General features: G+C 66.3%; 19 protein-coding genes. 7 read left to right on the top strand and 12 right to left on the bottom strand.

The window, feature by feature from the left end:
- Positions 1–14: 14 nt before the first annotated feature.
- The 3 genes from fumC to E2K76_RS08185 are packed head-to-tail and all read left to right on the top strand — an operon-like array spanning position 15 to position 1,766.
- Positions 15–1,406, top strand: a complete 1,392-nt coding sequence (fumC, locus tag E2K76_RS08195) for a class II fumarate hydratase (RefSeq protein WP_136683816.1) — start codon at positions 15–17, stop codon at positions 1,404–1,406.
- Positions 1,403–1,573 (top strand): DUF4169 family protein, encoded by a 171-nt coding sequence (locus E2K76_RS08190; protein ID WP_136683815.1) that lies wholly within the window; start codon positions 1,403–1,405, stop codon positions 1,571–1,573. The genes fumC and E2K76_RS08190 overlap by 4 nt, the downstream gene beginning before the upstream one ends.
- A complete protein-coding gene (locus E2K76_RS08185) occupies positions 1,560–1,766 on the top strand; it encodes a ribbon-helix-helix domain-containing protein (protein ID WP_136683814.1) in 207 nt (68 codons plus the stop codon). The genes E2K76_RS08190 and E2K76_RS08185 overlap by 14 nt, the downstream gene beginning before the upstream one ends.
- On the opposite strand, the gene E2K76_RS08180 is transcribed toward E2K76_RS08185, so the two are convergent.
- Genes E2K76_RS08180 through E2K76_RS08170 form a run of 3 tightly spaced genes read right to left on the bottom strand, consistent with a single transcriptional unit; the run spans position 1,754 to position 4,940 of the window.
- Positions 1,754–3,076 carry a cytochrome P450 gene (locus E2K76_RS08180; RefSeq protein WP_136683813.1) on the bottom strand — a complete coding sequence of 441 codons (1,323 nt, stop codon included), beginning with the start codon at positions 3,074–3,076 and terminating at the stop codon, positions 1,754–1,756. The genes E2K76_RS08185 and E2K76_RS08180 overlap by 13 nt on opposite strands.
- Entirely contained in the window at positions 3,073–4,194 is a 1,122-nt protein-coding gene (locus tag E2K76_RS08175; RefSeq protein WP_136683812.1) for a hypothetical protein, read from the bottom strand. The genes E2K76_RS08180 and E2K76_RS08175 overlap by 4 nt, the downstream gene beginning before the upstream one ends.
- Positions 4,194–4,940, bottom strand: a complete 747-nt coding sequence (locus E2K76_RS08170; protein WP_136683811.1) for a cytochrome c biogenesis CcdA family protein — start codon at positions 4,938–4,940, stop codon at positions 4,194–4,196. Before E2K76_RS08170 ends, E2K76_RS08175 begins: the two co-directional genes overlap by 1 nt.
- Positions 4,941–5,039: 99 nt before the next feature.
- Here E2K76_RS08170 and E2K76_RS08165 point away from each other — a divergent pair, with 99 nt between their 5' ends.
- Positions 5,040–5,258, top strand: a complete 219-nt coding sequence (locus E2K76_RS08165; RefSeq protein WP_136683810.1) for a sulfurtransferase TusA family protein — start codon at positions 5,040–5,042, stop codon at positions 5,256–5,258.
- Positions 5,259–5,288: 30 nt separating this feature from the next.
- Here the strand turns inward: E2K76_RS08165 and E2K76_RS08160 are convergent, their stop codons facing one another.
- The 4 genes from E2K76_RS08160 to purQ all read right to left on the bottom strand — a co-directional run bounded on the left by E2K76_RS08160 (position 5,289) and on the right by purQ (position 11,998).
- On the bottom strand, positions 5,289–7,703 hold the full coding sequence (locus E2K76_RS08160; protein ID WP_136683809.1) for an Rne/Rng family ribonuclease: 2,415 nt from the start codon (positions 7,701–7,703) through the stop codon (positions 5,289–5,291).
- A 486-nt stretch (positions 7,704–8,189) separates the two neighbouring features.
- The gene (locus tag E2K76_RS08155; protein WP_136683808.1) at positions 8,190–9,518 is read right to left on the bottom strand and encodes a sigma-54-dependent transcriptional regulator; all 1,329 of its coding nucleotides are present in this window, start codon (positions 9,516–9,518) and stop codon (positions 8,190–8,192) included.
- 7 nt (positions 9,519–9,525) lie between these two features.
- Positions 9,526–11,286, bottom strand: a complete 1,761-nt coding sequence (locus tag E2K76_RS08150) for a sensor histidine kinase (RefSeq protein ID WP_136683952.1) — start codon at positions 11,284–11,286, stop codon at positions 9,526–9,528.
- Positions 11,287–11,332: 46 nt separating this feature from the next.
- On the bottom strand, positions 11,333–11,998 hold the full coding sequence (purQ, locus tag E2K76_RS08145; RefSeq protein WP_136683807.1) for a phosphoribosylformylglycinamidine synthase subunit PurQ: 666 nt from the start codon (positions 11,996–11,998) through the stop codon (positions 11,333–11,335).
- Between the two features lie 244 nt (positions 11,999–12,242).
- Between purQ and E2K76_RS08140 the strand changes: the two genes are divergently transcribed.
- The 3 genes from E2K76_RS08140 (at position 12,243) to E2K76_RS08130 (ending at position 15,320) form a co-directional block, all read left to right on the top strand.
- On the top strand, positions 12,243–13,559 hold the full coding sequence (locus E2K76_RS08140) for a DEAD/DEAH box helicase (RefSeq protein ID WP_136683806.1): 1,317 nt from the start codon (positions 12,243–12,245) through the stop codon (positions 13,557–13,559).
- A 117-nt stretch (positions 13,560–13,676) separates the two neighbouring features.
- On the top strand, positions 13,677–14,273 hold the full coding sequence (locus E2K76_RS08135; RefSeq protein WP_136683805.1) for a thymidine kinase: 597 nt from the start codon (positions 13,677–13,679) through the stop codon (positions 14,271–14,273).
- A gap of 30 nt (positions 14,274–14,303) precedes the next feature.
- The gene (locus E2K76_RS08130; protein WP_136683804.1) at positions 14,304–15,320 is read left to right on the top strand and encodes a hypothetical protein; all 1,017 of its coding nucleotides are present in this window, start codon (positions 14,304–14,306) and stop codon (positions 15,318–15,320) included.
- 111 nt (positions 15,321–15,431) lie between these two features.
- On the opposite strand, the gene upp is transcribed toward E2K76_RS08130, so the two are convergent.
- Genes upp through E2K76_RS08105 form a run of 5 tightly spaced genes read right to left on the bottom strand, consistent with a single transcriptional unit; the run spans position 15,432 to position 19,698 of the window.
- On the bottom strand, positions 15,432–16,064 hold the full coding sequence (gene upp / locus E2K76_RS08125) for a uracil phosphoribosyltransferase (RefSeq protein WP_136683803.1): 633 nt from the start codon (positions 16,062–16,064) through the stop codon (positions 15,432–15,434).
- Complete coding sequence (locus tag E2K76_RS08120) at positions 16,057–16,848, bottom strand: hypothetical protein (RefSeq protein ID WP_136683802.1); 792 nt, start codon at positions 16,846–16,848, stop codon at positions 16,057–16,059. The genes upp and E2K76_RS08120 overlap by 8 nt, the downstream gene beginning before the upstream one ends.
- Positions 16,838–18,007, bottom strand: coding sequence for a phosphopentomutase (locus E2K76_RS08115; RefSeq protein ID WP_136683801.1), 1,170 nt, complete (start codon positions 18,005–18,007; stop codon positions 16,838–16,840). Before E2K76_RS08115 ends, E2K76_RS08120 begins: the two co-directional genes overlap by 11 nt.
- Complete coding sequence (locus E2K76_RS08110) at positions 18,004–19,293, bottom strand: thymidine phosphorylase (protein ID WP_136683800.1); 1,290 nt, start codon at positions 19,291–19,293, stop codon at positions 18,004–18,006. The genes E2K76_RS08115 and E2K76_RS08110 overlap by 4 nt, the downstream gene beginning before the upstream one ends.
- Positions 19,294–19,698, bottom strand: coding sequence for a cytidine deaminase (locus E2K76_RS08105; protein ID WP_136683799.1), 405 nt, complete (start codon positions 19,696–19,698; stop codon positions 19,294–19,296). It lies immediately after the preceding gene.
- Positions 19,699–19,774 lie beyond the last annotated feature (76 nt).

Genomic DNA, 19,774 nt, shown 5'->3' with positions numbered 1-19,774 from the left:
ACGGAGGATGCCCCATGACCGCGACCCGCACCGAAACCGACAGCTTCGGCCCGCTTGAAGTTCCCGCCGACAAATACTGGGGTGCGCAGACCCAGCGGTCGATCCAGAACTTTCCCATCGGGTGGGAGCGTCAGCCGGTCGCGATCATCCGCGCGCTTGGCGTGATCAAGAAGGCCTGCGCGCTGGTCAACAAGGCGCAGGGCGACATGGACGCCCAGCTTGCCGACACCATCGCCGCCGCCGCGACCGAGGTGATCGAGGGCAAGTTCGACGACAACTTCCCGCTGGTCGTCTGGCAAACGGGTTCGGGCACGCAGTCGAACATGAACGCGAACGAGGTCATCTCGAACCGCGCGATCGAGATGCTGGGCGGCACGATGGGTTCGAAAAAGCCCGTCCACCCGAACGATCACTGCAACATGGGCCAGTCGTCGAACGACACCTTCCCGACCGCGATGCATGTCGCCATCGGCATGATGGCCCGCGACACCCTGATCCCCGGTCTGGAAAAGCTTCACAAGGCGCTGGTGGCGAAGTCCGAGGAATTCAAGGACATCATCAAGATCGGCCGCACCCATACGCAGGACGCAACCCCGCTGACGCTGGGCCAGGAATTCGGCGGCTATGCCCATCAGGTTGCCAAGGGGATCGAGCGGGTGAAGGCCTGCCTGCCCGACATCTATGAACTGGCCCAAGGCGGCACCGCCGTCGGCACCGGTCTGAACACCAAGGTCGGCTGGGACACCCGCGTCGCGGCAGAGATCGCGACGATCACGGGCCTGCCCTTCGTCACCGCCCCGAACAAGTTCGAATCGCTGGCCGCGCATGACGCGATGGTCATGTTCTCGGGCGCACTGAAAACGGTCGCGGGCTCGCTGTTCAAGATCGCGAACGACCTGCGTCTGCTGGGCTCCGGCCCGCGTTCGGGTCTGGGCGAGCTGATCCTGCCCGAGAACGAGCCGGGTTCGTCCATCATGCCGGGCAAGGTCAACCCGACGCAGGCCGAGGCGCTGACCATGGTCTGCGCGCATGTCATGGGCAACGACGCGGCGGTCGGTTTCGCAGGCTCGCAAGGGCATTTCGAGCTGAACGTCTACAACCCGATGATGTCCTATAACGTGCTGCAATCCATGCAGCTTCTGGGCGATGCGGCAGGCAGCTTCACCGACAACATGGTCGTCGGCACGCAAGCCAACACCGCGCGCATCGACAAGCTGATGAAGGAATCGCTGATGCTGGTGACGGCGCTGGCCCCGACCATCGGTTACGACAACGCGACCAAAGTGGCCAAGACCGCGCACAAGAACGGCACCACCTTGCGCGAGGAAGCCATCGCGCTCGGCTTCGTGGATGGCGAGACGTTCGACCGTGTCGTCCGGCCCGAAGACATGATCGGCCCGAAATGAAGGTCGTCAACCTGCGCGAGGTTCGCAAGTCGCGGGAACGCGACGCGAAGCGCGCGCAGGGCGACGCCAATGCAGCCAAGTTCGGCCTGACCAAGGCCGAACGACTGCGCCAGAAGCTTGATGCCGAAAAGGCCAAGCGCGATCTGGACGGCCATGAGCGGACTTGAGAAACACTCGCTGACCCTGCACGGCCACCGCACATCGGTCACGCTGGAGCCGGAGTTCTGGCGCGCCTTCAAGGGTATCGCCGCCGAGCGCGACATCGCGATCAACGCCCTTGCCGCCGAGATCGACGAGGGGCGCAGCACCAATCTCGCCTCGGCGATCCGCGTCTTCGTGCTGAACCACTACCTTCGCTGAACGCGCAGGCGGATGCCGTCCTTGGCCCGCACGGTCAGATGCGCGACGGGAACGGGCGTCTCCACCACCTCGAACCGGAACGCGCGCACCAGCATCGCCAGCAGCAAGGCCCCCTCCATCATCGCGAACCCCGCCCCCGTGCAGACACGCGGACCGGAGGAGAACGGCATATACGCCTCCCTCGCGCTGGTCTTGGCGGCATCCGTCTGCCAGCGGTCGGGGTCGAAATCGTCGGGGCGGTCCCAGATACGTTCGTGCCGCTGGATGTGCCACGGCGACAGCACGATCTGCGCGCCTTTCGGCGCCTTGCGCCCGCGCAGGTCTTCCGCAGCGGTCGTCTCGCGCACCATCATCGGCACGGGCGGATACAGGCGCAGCGTCTCGCGGAACACGTCGCGGGTGAAGGGCAGACGGCGGACGGTGCCGAAATCCGGCTCCAATGCCGCCGCCTCTGCCGCCACGCGTTCCTGCGCCTCGGGGTTCGCGGCCAACAGATAGAGCGCCCAAGCCAGCGCGGATGCCGAGGTTTCATGCCCCGCCAGAAAAAAGATCGCCACCTGATCGACCATCTCGGCGGTGTCGAAGACCGCATCCGTCAGGGGGTCGGGCGTGGTCATGATCTTGGTCGCCAGATCGTCCGGCGCATGTCCCGCCGTGATCAGCGCCGCGCGTTCCTCGGTTAGTCGGGCGATCAGCGCGCGGATCTCCCGCGCCGCCGCGCGCGTCTTGCGGCCGTGAAATCTGGGCAGCCACGGGATGAATGCCGCCACGTTCAGGATCGGCTGCGTCCGCTGGTAATCGCGGAAACGGTGGAAGACTGCACTCGCCACCTCATGCTCGATGGGGATCGAGAACAGCGTGCGGAAGATCACGTCGGCGGCGGCGTGGCTGGTCGCCGCCTCGATTTCTGCGACGCCGGTGGGCTGCCGCGCCACCGCAGCCTCTCCCGCCGCCCAGATGGCCGGAAATATCTCGCGCAGACGTCCGCCCGCAAAGGCCGGGTCGATGATGCGGCGCTGGCGCTTCCAGACTTCGCCATTGGTCACGAAAACCGAATTTCCCAGCAGCGGCGCCAGCCCTGCACGAATGCGGTCCGATTTCGGGAAATCGTCAGGCCGTTCCTCCAGCACCCGCCGCACCAGCGCCGGATCGTTGCACAGGAAACTGCGAAAGAACGGCGTGCGGAATTCGGCCATCCATGCCCGATAGAGCCGCGCTGGCTGCGCCGAGAGGATATCCTGCCGGAACAGCCGCGCATGATGCAGAAGCGACACGCGATCGGGGCGCGAGGGCGGCTTTGGCGGCCTCATCGGTCGGTGAAACCCGAAAGCGGCGTCTCGATCCGCGATTTGGATGGCGCACGCCCGGCATAGCGTTCGGCCAGTGTCATCGGCCCCGCGGTGATCGCGAAGTAATCGTAATCGCCGCTGTCGAAGGCGTGCAGATACTGGAAATGCAGCGCCCAGAACTTCCAGCGCAGCGCCCTCCAGCGTTCCGGCGACAGTGTTTGGCTGAAGGCGGCGGATACCACAAGCGGCCAGCGTTTGCCCAAGGGCGCAACGCCGCTGACGCAGACCGGATCGCACAGCGCAAAGGCGCAGCCGTCGCCCGGCGCGGTCACGTCCACCCAAGGCACGTCCGTCGTTGCCAGATCATGCAGATCCCCCCGCAGCCGCTTTGCCGCGGGCAGGAAGGACACCATCGGCACCACCTGCCCCAGCGTCAGCAGCGCCAGCGGCCCCTGTGCCCCACCCCGCAGCACATCCGCCACGACCGAAATGCCGATATACGCCCCCGAGGAATGGCCCACGACCAGAACCTCGTCCACCTCATCGGCCAACGCTTCGGACACGCGCTGGCGGAACGCCTCCATCCGAGCCTCCAGCGCCGGGGGGTTCGCGCCACGATAGCGGGCCGAGAAGGCGTAGTCGTGCATCAGATACCACGCAAGGATGCGGTCGTGCCGCCGGAACCAGCGCAGAACCAGCCAAACCACCGGCAAGGACAGAAGCCACCCCCACGGCACCTGCGCCACGAGCCACCCCGCCAGCAGCGCCACGGCAAGCTGCAACAGCAGCGCGACCACCGGATACAGCGCCGCGATCACCGGCCCCTTGCGCAGCCGCGCCAGCCGGAACAGCGCCCCCGACGCGATATAGGTCCATGCCGTCCGCGCCAGTTGCAGATAGGTCGCGGCGATCCCGGTCTGCATCGAGGATTGCACGATGTCGGTCCAGACCAGCACCTCCACCTGCGTTTCCACATCGCCGCTTCTGACCGTCCAGCCCCCCTTCGAGGGTTTCATCGACAGGTCGTAGCCGGAAAGACGCGCCTGTGCGGCCCCCTCGCGACGATAGATCTCGCGATACTTGCGCGGCGGGAAAGGATCGAAGCCGGGGATGTAGAAGACCCTCCGACGGAACGCCATCAGCCAAGCGTTCCAAGGAAGGGCACATTCTCCAGCAGGAAGAAGGAAAACGCGCTGAACGCCCCGGTGATCAGCGCCAGCCCCACAAGGATCAGCAGCACGCCCATCGCCCGCTCGATCGTGCGCATCCACGGCTTCAACCGGTTCATGACCCCGATGGCCCGGTTTATGAACAGCGCCGCCAGCAAGAACGGCAGCCCCAGCCCCACGGCATAGACGCCAAGCAGCGCGGTCCCGCGCGCAAGGCTCGCCTCGGACGCCGCAAGCGACAGGATCGCGCCAAGTTGCGGGCCGATGCAGGGCGTCCAGCCGAAGGCGAAGGCCAGCCCCAGCACATAGGCGCCCAAGGCCGACCCGCCCTTGTCGCCCGCATCCACCCGCGCCTCGCGGTCAAGGATGCCGATGCGGAAGACCCCCAGGAAATGCAGGCCGAAGATCAGCACCACCGCGCCCGATACCTTCGTCATCACACCCTGATACTGTAGCAGCATCGTCCCCATCGCCGAGGCGGCAAAGCCAAGGAACAGGAACACCGTCGAAAGGCCCAGCACGAAGAACAGCGCCGGAAGCAGGATGCGGCGGCGAGCCTGCCCCTGCATGTCGGACATGCTGATCCCACCCATATAGGCCAGATAGGGCGGCACGATCGGCAGCACGCAGGGGCTGAGGAAGCTGAGCACCCCCGCCGCCAATGCGATCATCATCGCCGAGATAAGTCCCGCATCCAGAAGGTCAAAACCGGCCATTCGCTTCTCCTTGCGCGACAGGCATATCACACCCATCGCAAAGGTCACGCAAGCGGGGCGTCACATTGCCGTGGATTCCGCCATAGGCTAGGCAGGGGCATGGAAACCTTGGATTGCGAAAACCTGCTTTGCCCCCTGCCCGTGCTGCGCGCGCGCAAGGTGCTGATGGGGCTGGCATCGGGCGCGGTGCTGCGGGTGCGGACGACCGATCCTATGGCGCGGATCGACCTGCCGCATTTCTGTGCCGAGGCAGGGCACCACCTGCTTGAGACGCGCGGCGATGGGCGGGTCACTGAATTCACCATCCGCCGCAAATGAAAAGGGCGCCGTCTCCGGCGCCCTTTTGCGTTATCTGGCCCACCAGCCGCGACGGCGCGGCTTGTCATCCTCGGCAGGCTCCACCTCGGGCGACGGGGCTTCCTGCAGAACCGGCTCGGCCACCGGGGCTGCGACCTCGACAGCCTCGGCCGGGACCGGCTTGGCGCGGGTGCGGCGCGGCTTCTTCGGCGCTTCCTCGACCACCGGGGCGGCCTCGACCACCGGCTCGGCCTTCTTGCGGGTGCGGCGCTTGGGCGCGGGCGTTTCCTCGACCGGGGCCGCGGGTTCGACCGGCTCGGCCTTCTTGCGGGTCCGCGTCGCGCGCTTCTTCGGTGCGGGCGCTTCTTCGGCAACCGGCTCCGGTTCGACCACGACCACAGGTTCGGCAACCGGCTCGGGCGCAGGCGCCTCGGCCGCTTCCTCGGCGACGCTCTCGTCGCCAGCGGCATCCTCGTCGCCGGCCACGTCATCACCCTCGACCACGGAGGCCTCGCCATTGCCGTTGCCGCGCCGACGACGCCGACGACGGCGCTTCTTGCGCGGCGAATCGCCTTCGGTGGCTTCCGCCTCGACCTCGGGTGCCTCTGCCGTCTCGACGACTTCGGCTTCCTCGATCTCCTCCTCGAACACGACGTCTTCGTCTTCCTCGACGAAGTCACCCATCAACGAGGCATCGCCCGACACGACCAGCGGCGCATCCGGGACCACGCGGGTCGCGGTCTTGAACTTCTCGATCGAATAGTCGGGCGAGACGAGATGCGGGTCCGCCTCGATCCGCACGGCCATGCCATAGCGCGCTTCGATCAGCGCGATATGCTCGCGCTTGTTGTTCATCAGGAAGTTCACCACCGCGACCGGAGCCTTGAGCAGCACTTCCTTCGAACGCTTGCGCGTGCCTTCTTCTTCAAGCTGGCGCAGCACTTGCAGGGCCAGGCTGTCATCCGAACGGATCAGGCCGGTGCCGTGGCAATGCGCGCAAGGCTGCGTGGTGGATTCCAGCATCCCCGGACGCAGGCGCTGGCGCGACATCTCCAGCAGGCCGAAGCCCGAGATGCGGCCGACCTGAATGCGCGCGCGATCGGTCTTCAGCTTTTCCTTCAGACGCTTTTCGACGGCAGCGTTGTTGCGACGTTCATCCATGTCGATGAAGTCGATGACGATCAGGCCCGCAAGGTCGCGCAGACGCAGCTGGCGCGCGACTTCTTCCGCCGCTTCCAGGTTGGTCTTCAGCGCCGTCTCCTCGATGGAGCCCTCTTTGGTCGCACGGCCCGAGTTCACGTCCACGGCAACCAGCGCCTCGGTCACGCCGATGACGATGTAACCGCCCGATTTCAGCTGCACGACCGGGTTGAACATGCCGCCGAGGTAGCTTTCGACCTGATACCGCGCGAACAGCGGCATCGTGTCGTTATAGCGTTGAACCTGCCGCGCGTGGTTCGGCATGATCATCCGCATGAATTCCTTGGCGGTGCGGAAGCCCGCCTCGCCTTCGACCAGCACTTCCTCGATCTCGCGGTTGAACAGATCGCGGATCGACCGCTTGATCAGATCGCCTTCTTCATAGATCGGGGCGGGCGCGATGGATTTCAGCGTCAGTTCGCGCACCTGTTCCCACAGGCGCATCAGGTATTCGTAATCGCGGCGGATTTCCTGTTTCGTCCGCTTGGCGCCTGCCGTGCGGATGATCAGGCCGGCACCTTCCGGCACCTCCAGCTCGGATGCGATTTCCTTCAGCTTCTTGCGGTCGGCGACCTGCGTGATCTTGCGGGAAATCCCACCGCCGCGCGCGGTGTTCGGCATCAGCACGCAATAACGGCCCGCCAGCGACAGATAGGTCGTCAGCGCGGCGCCCTTGTTGCCACGCTCTTCCTTGACCACCTGCACCAGCATGATCTGCCGGACCTTGACGACTTCCTGGATCTTGTAGCGACGGGCGCGGGGTTTGCGCGGCGCGCGGATTTCCTCGGACACGTCCTCCTCGGCGACGGATTCAATCTCGTCATCCTCGGCGGCGGCGCTGTCGTCGAAAAGCTGGTCCTCGGCCTCGTCCTCGCCCAGATCGACCACGTCCATCGCGTCGGACTTCACCGCGTCCTGCACGGCTTCGGGACGCGCGCGGCGCTTGCGGGGCTTTTCGTCCTCTTCCTCGGCGCGGGCGAAGGCACGCTCCTCTTCCAAGAGGGCCTTACGGTCCTCTACCGGGATCTGATAATAATCGGGGTGGATTTCCGCGAATGCGAGAAAGCCGTGACGGTTTCCGCCATAATCCACGAAGGCCGCCTGAAGCGACGGCTCGACCCGCGTTACCTTGGCAAGATAGATGTTGCCGGCAATCTGACGTTTGTTGACGGTTTCAAAGTCGAATTCCTCGACCTTGTTTCCGTCCACCACCACGACCCGGGTTTCCTCCGGGTGGGTGGCATCGATAAGCATTTTCTTGGCCATTGTCTTCCAATGCGCCCAGGCAGACGGGCCTGGCGCGGGCGTGCCCGCGTGTGAGTTCGGTCTGCGTGTGGCGGCTTGTACGGGCGGTGGGGCGCGAGTGGCGGAACGCGGGCGCGCCGATGCGGCACCTCTCGCGTCTTTCCATCAATCCTGCGCCCATCGCGGTTCTATCCCGGACACCTTTTGGCGTCCCGTTGAAAAGCCCGTGTCGACTGCGACTTACGGGCAATGGTGGGGCCTTGCGGCCGATATCCTGCGCCCCATGATGCGGCCTCCGGGCTTCCCCTTCGGCCCGCGTGGGGCTGAGAAACTGACTGCGCGAGACTTGCAGACCCGCGTCCTGCGACAATAAGGGCAGGTGCAGGGAAAACACAATGGCTGTTTTCCACAGGCTTATCGGATGCCCCTCGCCGATCGCGCCCGGCCCCGGTGGATGGACCAGCAGCATCCCAAAATGAAAACGGCGGGGAAATCCCCGCCGCATCATCAGACGTAGTCAGCGCGCTGCAAACTGTATTTCGCCATCTTTTCGTTCAACGTCCGGCGCGGCAGGCAAAGCTCCTCCATCACCGCGACGATGGAGCCTTTATGACGGCGCATCGTATTGTCGATCAGCATCCGCTCGAACGCCTCGACATAGTCCTTCAGCGGTTTGCCTTCGGTGGTCAGCGCCGGGCCGGAGGCTTCGTTGTCGGCCATCAGCAGCGATGCGATCGACCCTGAACCGCGACGGTTCTGCAGGACCGCGCGTTCGGCGATGTTCACAAGCTGGCGCACGTTGCCCGGCCAAGGGGCCTGCAAAAGCTGCGCCGCCTCTTGCGCCGTCACCTGCGGCGCGTCGCAGCCATATTCCTCGGCGAACTGTTCGGACATGTTGGTGAACAGCGTCAGGATATCCTCGCCCCGCGTCCGCAGCGGCGGCAGAACGATGGTCATCGCGCCCAGACGATAGAAAAGGTCCGGCCGCAGCACATCCTCCAGCGTCTTGTCGGGCGCGTGCTGGTTGCAAATGGCGATGATCCGCGTTTCCGGCGGGACCGCCTGATCGTTAATCATCGTCAGCAGCCGCGATTGCAGCGGGTGCGACAGCGATTCAATGTCCTCAAGGCAGAGCGTGCCGCCCCGCGCCTCGTCCACCAGCGGCAGACCGCCCTCCTCCACCGGGCCGAACAGCTTGGCCTGAAGCTGGTCCTCGGTCCATGCCGCGCAGGAGATCGTCACGAACTTCTTGCCTGCGCGTGGACCCACAGCATGCAACGCATGCGCCACCAGCGTCTTGCCCGTGCCCGTTTCGCCGTCGATCAGCACGTGGCTGTCCGCCTGCCCCAGATCGAGGATATCCTCGCGCAGCCGTTCCATCGCGGGGGACGATCCGATCAACTTCTTCATGATGACGCTGCCATCCGACAGCTCGCGCCGAAGCGCGCGGTTGTCCAGCGTCAGCCGCCGCGCCTGCGTCGCCTTCTTGGCCAGTTCGGTCATCCGGTCGGGGTTGAACGGCTTTTCCAGAAAGTCGAACGCGCCGATCCGCATCGCCTCGACCGCCATGGGCACGTCGCCATGGCCGGTGATCAGGATGACCGGCAGGCCGCTGTCCACGCTCATCAACCGTTTCAGCATCGCCATCCCGTCCATGCCGGGCATGCGGATGTCGCTGACCACCACGCCGGGGAAATCCGCGCCGATGGCTTTCAACGCCTCTTCGGCGGAAGCATAGCTTTCGGTGTCGAACCCGGACAGCGCCAGCCATTGGCTGATGGATTGCCGCATGTCGGCTTCGTCATCTACGATAGCCACCTTCATCGCGCGCGCCATTCATTCCTCATTCTGCTGCTTCGATCTTGTTGCCAAGTAGGGGCAACTGAACCTCGAAAACAGCCCCCCCGCCATCAGCATTTCGTGCGGTGAGCCTGCCGCCAAGATCCTTGACGATCCCGGACGAGATGGCGAGCCCAAGGCCCACGCCCTCTCCGGGCTTCTTGGTGGTGTAGAACGGCTCGAACAGGTTTTCCAGATCGGCGATGCCCGTGCCGTTGTCCCGCACGGTCAGGCTGGCATTGCTGCCGACCGAAACGCCGATGTCGATCTGCGGGTCGGCAACCGCCTTGGTTGCATCCAGCGCGTTGCGCAGAAGGTTGATGATGACCTGTTCCAGCCGCAACCGGTCGGCAAGAACCATCACCGGGGATTTGGGCAGGCTGCGGTTGATCCGCACCACCCGGACCTTCAACTGCGGCTCCATCATCGACAGGGCGGCAGAGACGCAATGGCGCATATCAACGGGTTCGAACGCCTCGCCGCCCTTTCGGGCATAGGATTTCAACTGCCGGGTGATGGCGCCCATCCGCTCGATCAGATCGTCGATCCGCTGGAACGAGGACATCGCCTCCTCGGGGCGTTTGCGCTGCAGAAGCAGCCGCGCCCCCGCCAGATAGGTCTTCATCGCGGCCAGCGGCTGGTTCAACTCGTGGCTGACGGCGGCCGACATCTCGCCCAGCGCGGCCAGCTTGGACGACTGGGCCAGCGTGGTTTCCGCCACGGCCAGATCCTTCTGGACCTTTTCCCGCTCGGCGATCTCGCGTCGCAATCTTTGGTTGAGCATCCGAAGCTCGGCGGATTCCCGCTGAAACGACATGCTTTGCGACCAGGCCCGGCGCGACAGCAGATAAAAGGTCGCCGCCAGCAGGATCGCGAAACCCATGATCTCCATCGCAAGGACGGTGTTCACCCGCTCTCGCACCGAATCATAGGCGGTGAAGGTCACGAGCCGCCAGCCGCGGAACGGCACGCGGGCATCGGTCCGCAAAACGCCCTCGCCGCCCAGATAGGCGTCGGGGGGGTCCTGCGCCCAGTCGGCGGTGAACTGGAACGCCCGCCGGATGGCCGAGGGCGGGTCCTGCACCGCCAGCGCCTGAGACAGCTCCAGTCCGCGCCAGCGCGGCTCGGTCGCAAGGATCACGATGCCGTCGCTGTCGGTGACCAGCACCGCATCCTGCAAACCGGCCCAGGCGCGTTCGTATTTCATCAGATCGACCGCCACCGCGACGACGCCGATGATCCGGTTGTCCTGCATCACCGCGCGGGAATAGGTGAAATCGTAGCCGCCCCCCTCGCGCTGCGTGGCGGTGAAGACGGTTTCGTTGTCGCGCATCGCTTCGACGAAGAAACGCTCGTTGCGATAGGTGGTGCCAAGGATGTTGCGGTTGGTCGCGCCCACGACCTTGCCGTCGATGTCCAGCAGCGACAGCGACGCCGCGCCGATTTCCGTCTGGAACGAGATCAGCCGCTGCGACGTGGCCGAGAAATCGTCAGAGGCCAGCGCCCCGATCAGCGAGGCATCCCGCGACAGAAGCAGCGGCACGACCGAATTCCGCTGAAGCTCGGACAGCATGTTGCCGGAATAAAGCGCCAGTCGCACCTCGGCCCGGCTGCGCGTCGTGTCGGTGAAGCGTTCCGACATCCAGCGGTTCGTCACCAGAACGGTGGCGATGGCGACCAGCAGAAGACCCCCGATGATGAGCCGGAGCCGCCAGGAAATTCCCGGCTTCTTCTCCTCGTCATCCGTTTCGTCCCGCACTGTCATGGCGGCAGGATAATCGGGCGCCGGGGCGCCCTCAACCTTGCCGGGATCAGGCAAGCGCCATCCTGCCAAGCAGGCTTTCGAACATCGCCCGCCCGTCGCCGCTGCCCAAGACCGGGTCCAGCGCGCGTTCGGGGTGGGGCATCATGCCCAGCACGCGGCGGTTGGCCGACAGGATGCCGGCAATGTCTTCCATCGCGCCGTTGGGGTTTTCGGCATAGGTGAACGCGATCCGGTCTTCGCCGCGCAGCGCGGCCAGCGTTTCGGCATCGGCGGTATAGTTGCCGTCGTGATGCGCGATCGGCACCGTCACGACCGACCCCTTGCCATAGCCCGAGGTGAACACGCTGTCCGTGGTTTCGACCCGCAGCTCGACATGCTTGCAGATGTATTTCAGCCCGGTGTTGCGCATCAGCGCGCCCGGAAGCAGCCCGGTTTCCGTCAGGATCTGGAACCCGTTGCAGATGCCCAGTGCATAGCCGCCGCGTTCCACATGCGCGGCCAGTGCGGGCGCGATGGGCGAACGGGCCGCGATGGCGCCGCAGCGAAGGTAATCGCCGAACGAAAAGCCGCCCGGAATGCCGACCACATCCACCTTGGGCAGATCGGTATCCTTGTGCCAGACATGGACCACCTCGGCCCCGACGGCTTCGAACGCCACGGCAAGGTCGCGGTCGCAGTTGGAACCGGGAAAGGTGATGACGGCGGCTTTCATGGCGGGCTCCGGCTGGGAATCTGCGCCCCGATTACTCCAATCCCCGGCGCGAAGCCAGAGGCAACGCTTGACTTTGCGGCCCCGAACGCGCATGTGACGCTCAACCGATACGCCCGCTGCCGCGTGAGCAGCCATAGGGCCGGTCAACAGGTTCCCACGATCACGCAGGGGCACCGCGACCATACGGGTCGCTCCGCCTGCAACCAGCCGCCTCTCTGCGGCCCGAACCGATTTGAAAGTTCACATGACGACATTTGCCGAACTCGGCCTCAGCGACCGACTGCTGAAAGCCCTTGCCAACACCAAACTGACCACGCCGACGCCGATTCAGGCGCAGGCCATCCCCCATATCATGAAGGGCGCGGACCTGATGGGTCTGGCCCAGACCGGCACGGGCAAGACCGCCGCCTTCGGCCTGCCCCTGCTGCACCGTCTGCTGGAAATCCACCACCCCGCCGGCCCGCGCAACGTCCGCGCGCTGATCCTTGCACCGACGCGGGAACTGGTGTCGCAGATTTCCGAAAACCTGCTGACCTTCACCAAGGGCACGCCGACAAAGGTCACCACCGTCGTCGGCGGCGCGTCGATCAACAAGCAGTCGGAAAAGCTGGCACGCGGCACCGACGTTCTGGTCGCGACCCCTGGCCGCCTGATCGACCTGCTGGAACGCGGCGATGTGAAGCTGGACCAGTGCGGCTACCTCGTGCTGGACGAGGCCGACCACATGCTGGACATGGGCTTCATCCATTCCCTGCGCAAGATCGCCAAGTTCATCCCGGTGAAACGCCAGACGCTGCTGTTCTCGGCCACCATGCCCAAGGACATCGAAGAACTGGCAGGCACCTATCTGCGCAACCCGGTCAAGGTTCAGGTCTCGCCGCCGAACAAACCCGCCGACAAGGTGACGCAGGCCGTCCACTTCACCCCGCAGGGCGACAAGGCCAAGCTGCTGGAAGGTTACCTCAAGGAACATCCGGGCGAGCGGTCGATCGTCTTCGGCCGCACCAAGCACGGGTCGGAGAAGCTGATGAAGCTGCTGGTCAGCTGGGGCTTTGCCGCCGGGTCGATCCACGGCAACAAATCCCAGAACCAGCGCGAGCGCACGCTGCAGGAGTTCCGCGACGGCACGGTCGAAGTGCTGGTGGCAACCGACGTCGCCGCGCGCGGGATCGACATTCCGGGCGTGAAGCATGTCTATAACTACGACATGCCGAACGTGGCCGAAAACTACGTCCACCGCATCGGGCGGACGGCGCGGGCCGGCACCGAAGGCCGCGCCATCGCCTTCTGCGCCCCGGCGGAAATGGGCGAGTTCAAGGATATCGAGAAACTGCTGAAGAAGCCGATCGAGATCATCGGCGGCGCGCCCTGGGCCGCCGACGTCGTGGCCGCCGCGCCGAAGCCGGGCCAGAACCGCCAGCAGCGCGGCCCGCGCCCCGGTGCCAAGCCGCAGGGCGCAAAGCCGCAGGGTGGCAAACCGCAGGCCCGCAAGCCGCAGGGCAAGCCCGCCGCGCGTCCGCAGGGCGGTGCAGGCGCACCCCGCCGCCAGCGGGCAAATTAACCGTCCGTCAGGAAGAATCGGTGTAGGATCAACACCGTGGATCACGAGTTATGGCCCGCCGCGCAGCCTCCGCGGCGGGCCACTTTCTTTGCGGCGCGCCTTGGGCTATCCGGGGGCATGGCGAAGCTTTATTTCCACTACTCCACCATGAACGCGGGCAAATCGACGCTGCTTCTGCAGGCGGCGCACAATTACCGCGAACGCGGGATGGAGGTCATGCTGATCACCGCCGCGCTGGACGACCGATCGGGCATGGGCGTCATCGCCAGCCGCATCGGCATTTCCGAACGCGCCGAAACCTTCACCAGCGCCGACGATCTTTTCGCCCGCATCGCAGCCGCCCCGCCCCCGGCCTGCATCTTCATTGACGAGGCGCAGTTCCTGACCGAAACGCAGGTCTGGCAACTGGCCCGCGTGGTGGACGATCTGCGCCTGCCGGTCATGTGTTATGGGTTGCGGGTGGATTTCCGCGGCGGGCTGTTTCCCGGATCGGCGGCGCTTCTGGCCCTTGCGGACGAGATGCGGGAAATCCGCACCATCTGCCATTGCGGGAAAAAGGCGACGATGGTCGTGCGTCTTGGCCCGGACGATCAACCCATGCGCGAAGGTGAACAGGTGCAGATCGGCGGAAACGAGACCTATGTCTCGCTTTGCCGCCGACATTGGCGTGAGGCGGTGGGCGATCCGATTGCGCCCGCCCTCGCCAGCCGCTAAGCCTTGGGTCACAGGAACGCGCGGCAGGTCATGACAGCGCTGAAGAAGTATCAGAGGCTGGAATGTCCGGGCATCTGGCGCGAGACGCCGGAGGCAGAGGGGCGCGAGGTGATCGTGTCCTTCCGCGAGGCATCGCTGATCCTGTCCGACCCTTCGACCGAATTCGCGCTGTCGCATTGGTCACTCCCGGCGGTCGAACGGGTCAATCCCGGCAAGACGCCCGCCACGTTCTCTCCCGGCCTGAACGATCCCGAAACGCTGGAGATCGAGGACGCATATATGCTGGCCGCGCTGGACACCGTGCGCGGCGCGCTGGAGGCGGCGCGCCCGCGTCCGGGCCGGTTGCGCCATTGGGTGCTGGCGGGGGCGACGGCGCTGGTCCTCAGCGGATTCTTCTGGATGCCGGGGGCGCTGGTGTCGCACACGATCGCCGTGGCGCCGGAGGCGACCCGCGTGCGGCTGGGCGAAATGGCGTTGACCGAGATGGTGCATCTGACCGGCGCCCCCTGCGCCGATCCCTTCGGGCGGCGCGCGGCGGCGAACCTTTCGACCCGCATCTTCCGCGCCGATCCTGTGCAGATCATCGTCGTCCCGCAGGGTCTGACGCGTCCCATCCACCTGCCGAACCGCCAGATCCTCGTGCCGCGCAACCTGGTCGAACAACAGGACAACCCCGCCCCGCTGGCCGGATACGCGATTGCCGAACGCGCCCGCGCAGCTGCCGAAGACCCGCTGCGCCCGCTGCTGCGCCATGCGGGCGTCGCCGCCACGCTGAGGCTGCTGACCACCGGCACCCTGCCGCAAGATGCGCTGGACGGCTATGCCGAGGCGCTGGTCACGCAGACGCCCGCCGATGTGTCCGACACCGACCTGCTGCCCCGCTTTGCCGAGGCCGAGGTGCCCAGCACCCCCTATGCCCGTGCATTGGACCCGAGCGGAGAGACGACGCGCGGCCTGATCGACCGCGACCCCTTCGCCAGCCAGCCCGCCCCGCCGATCCTTGACGACGCGGATTGGATCGGCCTGTCCACCATCTGCCAAAGCTGAAAGCGCCCCGGTCACCCTAAGGTGCCGGGGCGTCACGTTCCTGTCCTGCCCGACGGTCCGCTGTTATTCAGTTGGCGGGATCATGCGCGAGCGGCGGAATCCTGTCCACTGTTATTTTGTGCCGAACATGCGATCACCCGCATCCCCTAGTCCCGGGACAATATATCCATGGCTGTCCAGCTCGCGATCCACAGATGCTGTGATGATCGGCACATCAGGATGCGCCGCCTTCATCGTGGCAATCCCCTCGGGCGAGGCCAGAAGGCACAGGAAGCGGATGTTCTTCGCGCCCTTCTGCTTCAGCAGGTCGATCGCCGCGACCGAGGAATTGCCCGTCGCCAGCATCGGATCGACCGCGATCACCAACCGGTCCTCCAGCTGTTCCGGCACCTTGCAGTAATACTGCACCGGCAGCAGCGTTTCCGGGTCGCGGTAAAGGCCGACGAAGCCGACGCGCGCCGCCGGAACCAGTTCCAGCACCCCGTCCAGCAGCCCGTTCCCCGCCCGCAGGATCGAGATCAGCGCCAGCTTCTTGCCGTCGAGAATGGGCGCGTCCATCTCCTCCATCGGAGTTTCGATGCGGGTCGTGGTCATGTCCAGCCCGCGCGTCACCTCATATGCCAGCAGCAGGCTGATCTCTCGCAGAAGGCGGCGGAACCCCCCGGTCGAGGTTTCCTTCTTCCGCATGATGGTCAGCTTGTGCTGGACCAGCGGGTGGGTCACGACGGTCAGGTGATCAAGCAATGCACTTCTCCTTCAGGCGGGCGCGGGTGGTATCATCGCACAGCGCGGCGTCAATGGCATTCCGTTCCAGCTTGGCGAAAACACCTTCGTCCCAGTCATGGGCATCGGCCAGCCGGTCTTCGGTATCGGCGGGGAACCATGCCGGGGCCTCGTTGCCGATGGTGATGCGCACCTCGCGGTGGAAAAGCGGCCCCGGCGCGTTCCAGTCTTCGGTCGCGGGGGACAGGTGCAGGATGACCCCCGCCTCAGCCAGCCGTTCCATCAGCGCGGGATCGTCGATGGCGGGGACATGGTGCAGACGCGCGGGTTGCAGCGCCAGCGCAGCGTCCAGCCCTGCCCGCGCCGACAGGATCACCGGCAGCCCCGCCTCGCGCATGCAATCGAGGCACCACGCGAAATCCGCCTGTGCCGGGTCCAGCAGCACGCCGTCCAGCCCCGCCTCTGCCGCAGCGATGGCGTGGCGTTTGCCCTCGGGCGTGGCGACGAGGCTGGCCGGGACCGCCTCGCGCATGGCGATGATGCGGTCGTGAAAGGCGGGCACATCTGCATCCGGGGTCAGCAGCAGTTCGGCGAAATCGCGAGCGTCCATGGCGATCACCGCCAGCGCGGCATATTCCTCGGGACGGGTCAGGATCGCCGCCGCCTTGCGCGCCTCGGGGTCGGTGCGGGCATAGCGGTCGCCGTCGAACAGCCCCGACAGGTCGATCCTGCGCCGCCGTGCCAGATCGCGGGTGAAGCTGGCCGGGGCCGCGCCCAGAAGGTCGATCCCCAGTTCAACCCGCATCGGGCAGATCCAGATGGCGGGAGATCAGCGCGGCGACATCGGTGAACGCGCAATGCCCCAACTCTCCGCTGGCACCCGCGACCAGCACCGGCACGCGTTCGCGCGTATGGTCGCTGCCGCGCCACGTCGGATCGTTGCCGTGATCGGCGGTGAAGACCGCGATGTCGCCCGGCCGCAGCGCCGCGACCAATCGCCCGGCCACCGCGTCGAACCATTCCAGATGCCGCGCATATCCCGGAACGTCGCGGGGGTGGCCATAAAGGCTGTCGAATTCGACAAAATTGGCGAAGGTCAGCGATCCATCCTCCGCCTCGGAGGCCAGCCGCAAAAGATGCTCCGCCAGCGCAGCATCGTTCGCGCCCTTGTGCAGCTTGCCGATCCCGCGATGCGAGAAGATGTCGCCGATCTTGCCCACCGCATGCGTCATCCGCCCCGCCGCCAGCGCCCGATCCAGAAGCGTGGCCCCCGGCGGCGCGATGGCATAATCGCGGCGATTGGCCGTGCGCTGGAACGCCCCCGGCTGCCCGGCGAAGGGCCGCGCGATGACCCGGCCGACGCGCATCGCGTGCAATGTCGGGGCCAGCGCCTCGCACAGCGCCAGCAGCCGGTCCAGACCGAACGCCTCCTCATGCGCCGCGATCTGGAACACGCTGTCCGCCGAGGTATAGCAGATCGGCCAGCCCGTCCGCAGATGTTCCTCGCCCAGCCGGTCCATGATCGCGATGCCGCCGGAATGGCAGTTGCCAAGGATGCCGTCCGTGCCCGCCAGACGGCAGACCTCGGCCACCAGATCATCCGGGAAAGGCGCGTCGGGGAAATAGGTCCAGTCCCACGGCACCGGCACTCCAGACAGTTCCCAATGCCCCGAAGGCGTGTCCTTCCCGCGCGAGATTTCCGTCGCCGCCCCCCACAGCCCCGAGGGCCGCGCCGCAAACCCCGGCACCACACCGCCCGAGGCCAGCGTCACCGCCGCCCCCAGCCCCAGCCCATCCAGCACGGGCATCGCAAGCGGACCGCGCCGCCCCACATCCGCCCGCCCCGCCGCGCATTCGGCGGCGATGTGCAGCAGCGTGTTCGCACCCGCATCGCCGAACGCCCCGGCATCCGGCGCACCGCCGATGCCGACGCTGTCCATCACGATCAGAAAGGCGCGGCTCATGCGATCCTCCCAAGGATGCGGTCAGGTTGCGCCGGCTCGTGATCCTCGAAGCCGTAGGCGGCCTGAATGGCGTGGATGGCGGCGGCGGCGTCATCCTCGGTCGCGGCGTGAACGAAGCCCAGCGGATCGCCCAGCTCCACATCCGCGCCGATCCCGGCAATCTCGGACAGGCCGACCGAGGGGTTCACCCGCTGCCCCGCCCGCACCCTGCCCGCGCCAAGCCGCAGCACGGCCATGCCCAGCGCCTGCCCGTCGATCCGCGCGACATGGCCGGCGCGGGGCGACGGCACCTCGGCCACGATGGGGGCGGATGGCAGGCGGTCCGGCCAGCGGTCCACGAAATCGGCGGGACCGCCCTGCAGCGCAACCATCCGCGCGAAATATTCGGCGGCGCGGCCCGATTCCAGCGCGTCGGCGATCATGCCCTCGCCCGTCTCGGCATCCTCGGCCAGACCGCCCAGCGCCAACGCCTCGCCGCCCAGGGCGCAGGTCACGGTCCACAATCCGGGATTGATGGAGGTCGCGGTCAGCGTCTCCATCACCTCGGCCACCTCCAGCGCGTTGCCCATGGCCATCGCCAGCGGCTGGTCCATGTCGGTGATCAGCGCGGTCGTGCGGCACCCTGCGCCATTGGCGGTATCCACCAGCGACCGCGCCAGCACCTCGGCCTCGACCCGCGTCTTCATGAACGCGCCCGAGCCGCATTTCACATCCAGCACCAGCCCATCCAGCCCCGCTGCCAGCTTCTTGGACAGGATCGACGCGGTGATCAGCGCGGTGTTCTCCACCGTTCCGGTCAGGTCGCGGATCGCGTAAAGGCGGCGGTCGGCCGGGGCGATTTCGGCACTGGCCGCAACGATCGCGCAGCGTGCCTGTTCGATCTGCCGGCGCAGGCGGGCCTCGTCCATCTCGACGGCAAAGCCGGGGATCGCCTCCAGCTTGTCCAGCGTGCCGCCGGTATGGCCAAGGCCGCGCCCCGAGATCATGGGAACATAAGCCCCGCACGCCGCCAGCGCCGGGGCCAGAAGCAGGGACACCGGATCGCCCACGCCCCCAGTCGAGTGCTTGTCCAGCACCGGGCCGGGCAGGTCCCAATCCAGCACCGCCCCGCTGTCCCGCATCGCCTGCGTCAGCGCGACCGCATCCACGCCCCGGCAGCAGACGCCCATCGCAAAGGCCCCCGCCTGCGCATCGCTGACGGAACCATCGGCCAAACCGCGCACGAAGCCCGCGACATCCACCGGCAGCCCGTCCCGCAGATCGGCCAGAAGCCGCGCGATGTCCACTTACGCCCGGTCCATATGCGTGGCGGCAAAGGCCCCCGGCAGCAGGTCCGCCACCGTCATGCCGCGCGCCTTGCCGTCGGTGGTGCACAGCGTGACCAGAACGCCCTGCCCCGCAAACTCGGCGATCTTCTGCCGGCAGCCGCCGCAGGGGGGCACGGGTTCGGGGCTGTCGGCGATCACGAGGATTTCAGCGATCTGCGTCTCGCCCGCCGCGACCATGGCCGCGATGGCCCCGGCCTCGGCGCAGGTGCCCTCGGGATAGGCGACGTTTTCCACGTTGCATCCCTTGAAGACGCTGCCGGAAACCGTGCGGATCGCCGCACCGACCTTGAAACGGGAATAGGGGACATAGGCGTTCTGGCGCACATCGCTGGCTGCGCCAAGAAGGATGGGATCGGGTTGCATCACGCCTCCGGTGTTTTTGGCAACAGTGGGTATCGGGCGGCGGACGTGCAACCCCGCTTGTATGAATCCAAAGATG

Source organism: Falsirhodobacter xinxiangensis, from assembly GCF_004959935.1.
GTDB classification, from domain to species: Bacteria; Pseudomonadota; Alphaproteobacteria; order Rhodobacterales; family Rhodobacteraceae; genus Falsirhodobacter; species Falsirhodobacter xinxiangensis.
Note: the sequence above shows the minus strand (reverse complement) of the source record. Positions and strands in the feature narration are given on the sequence as shown.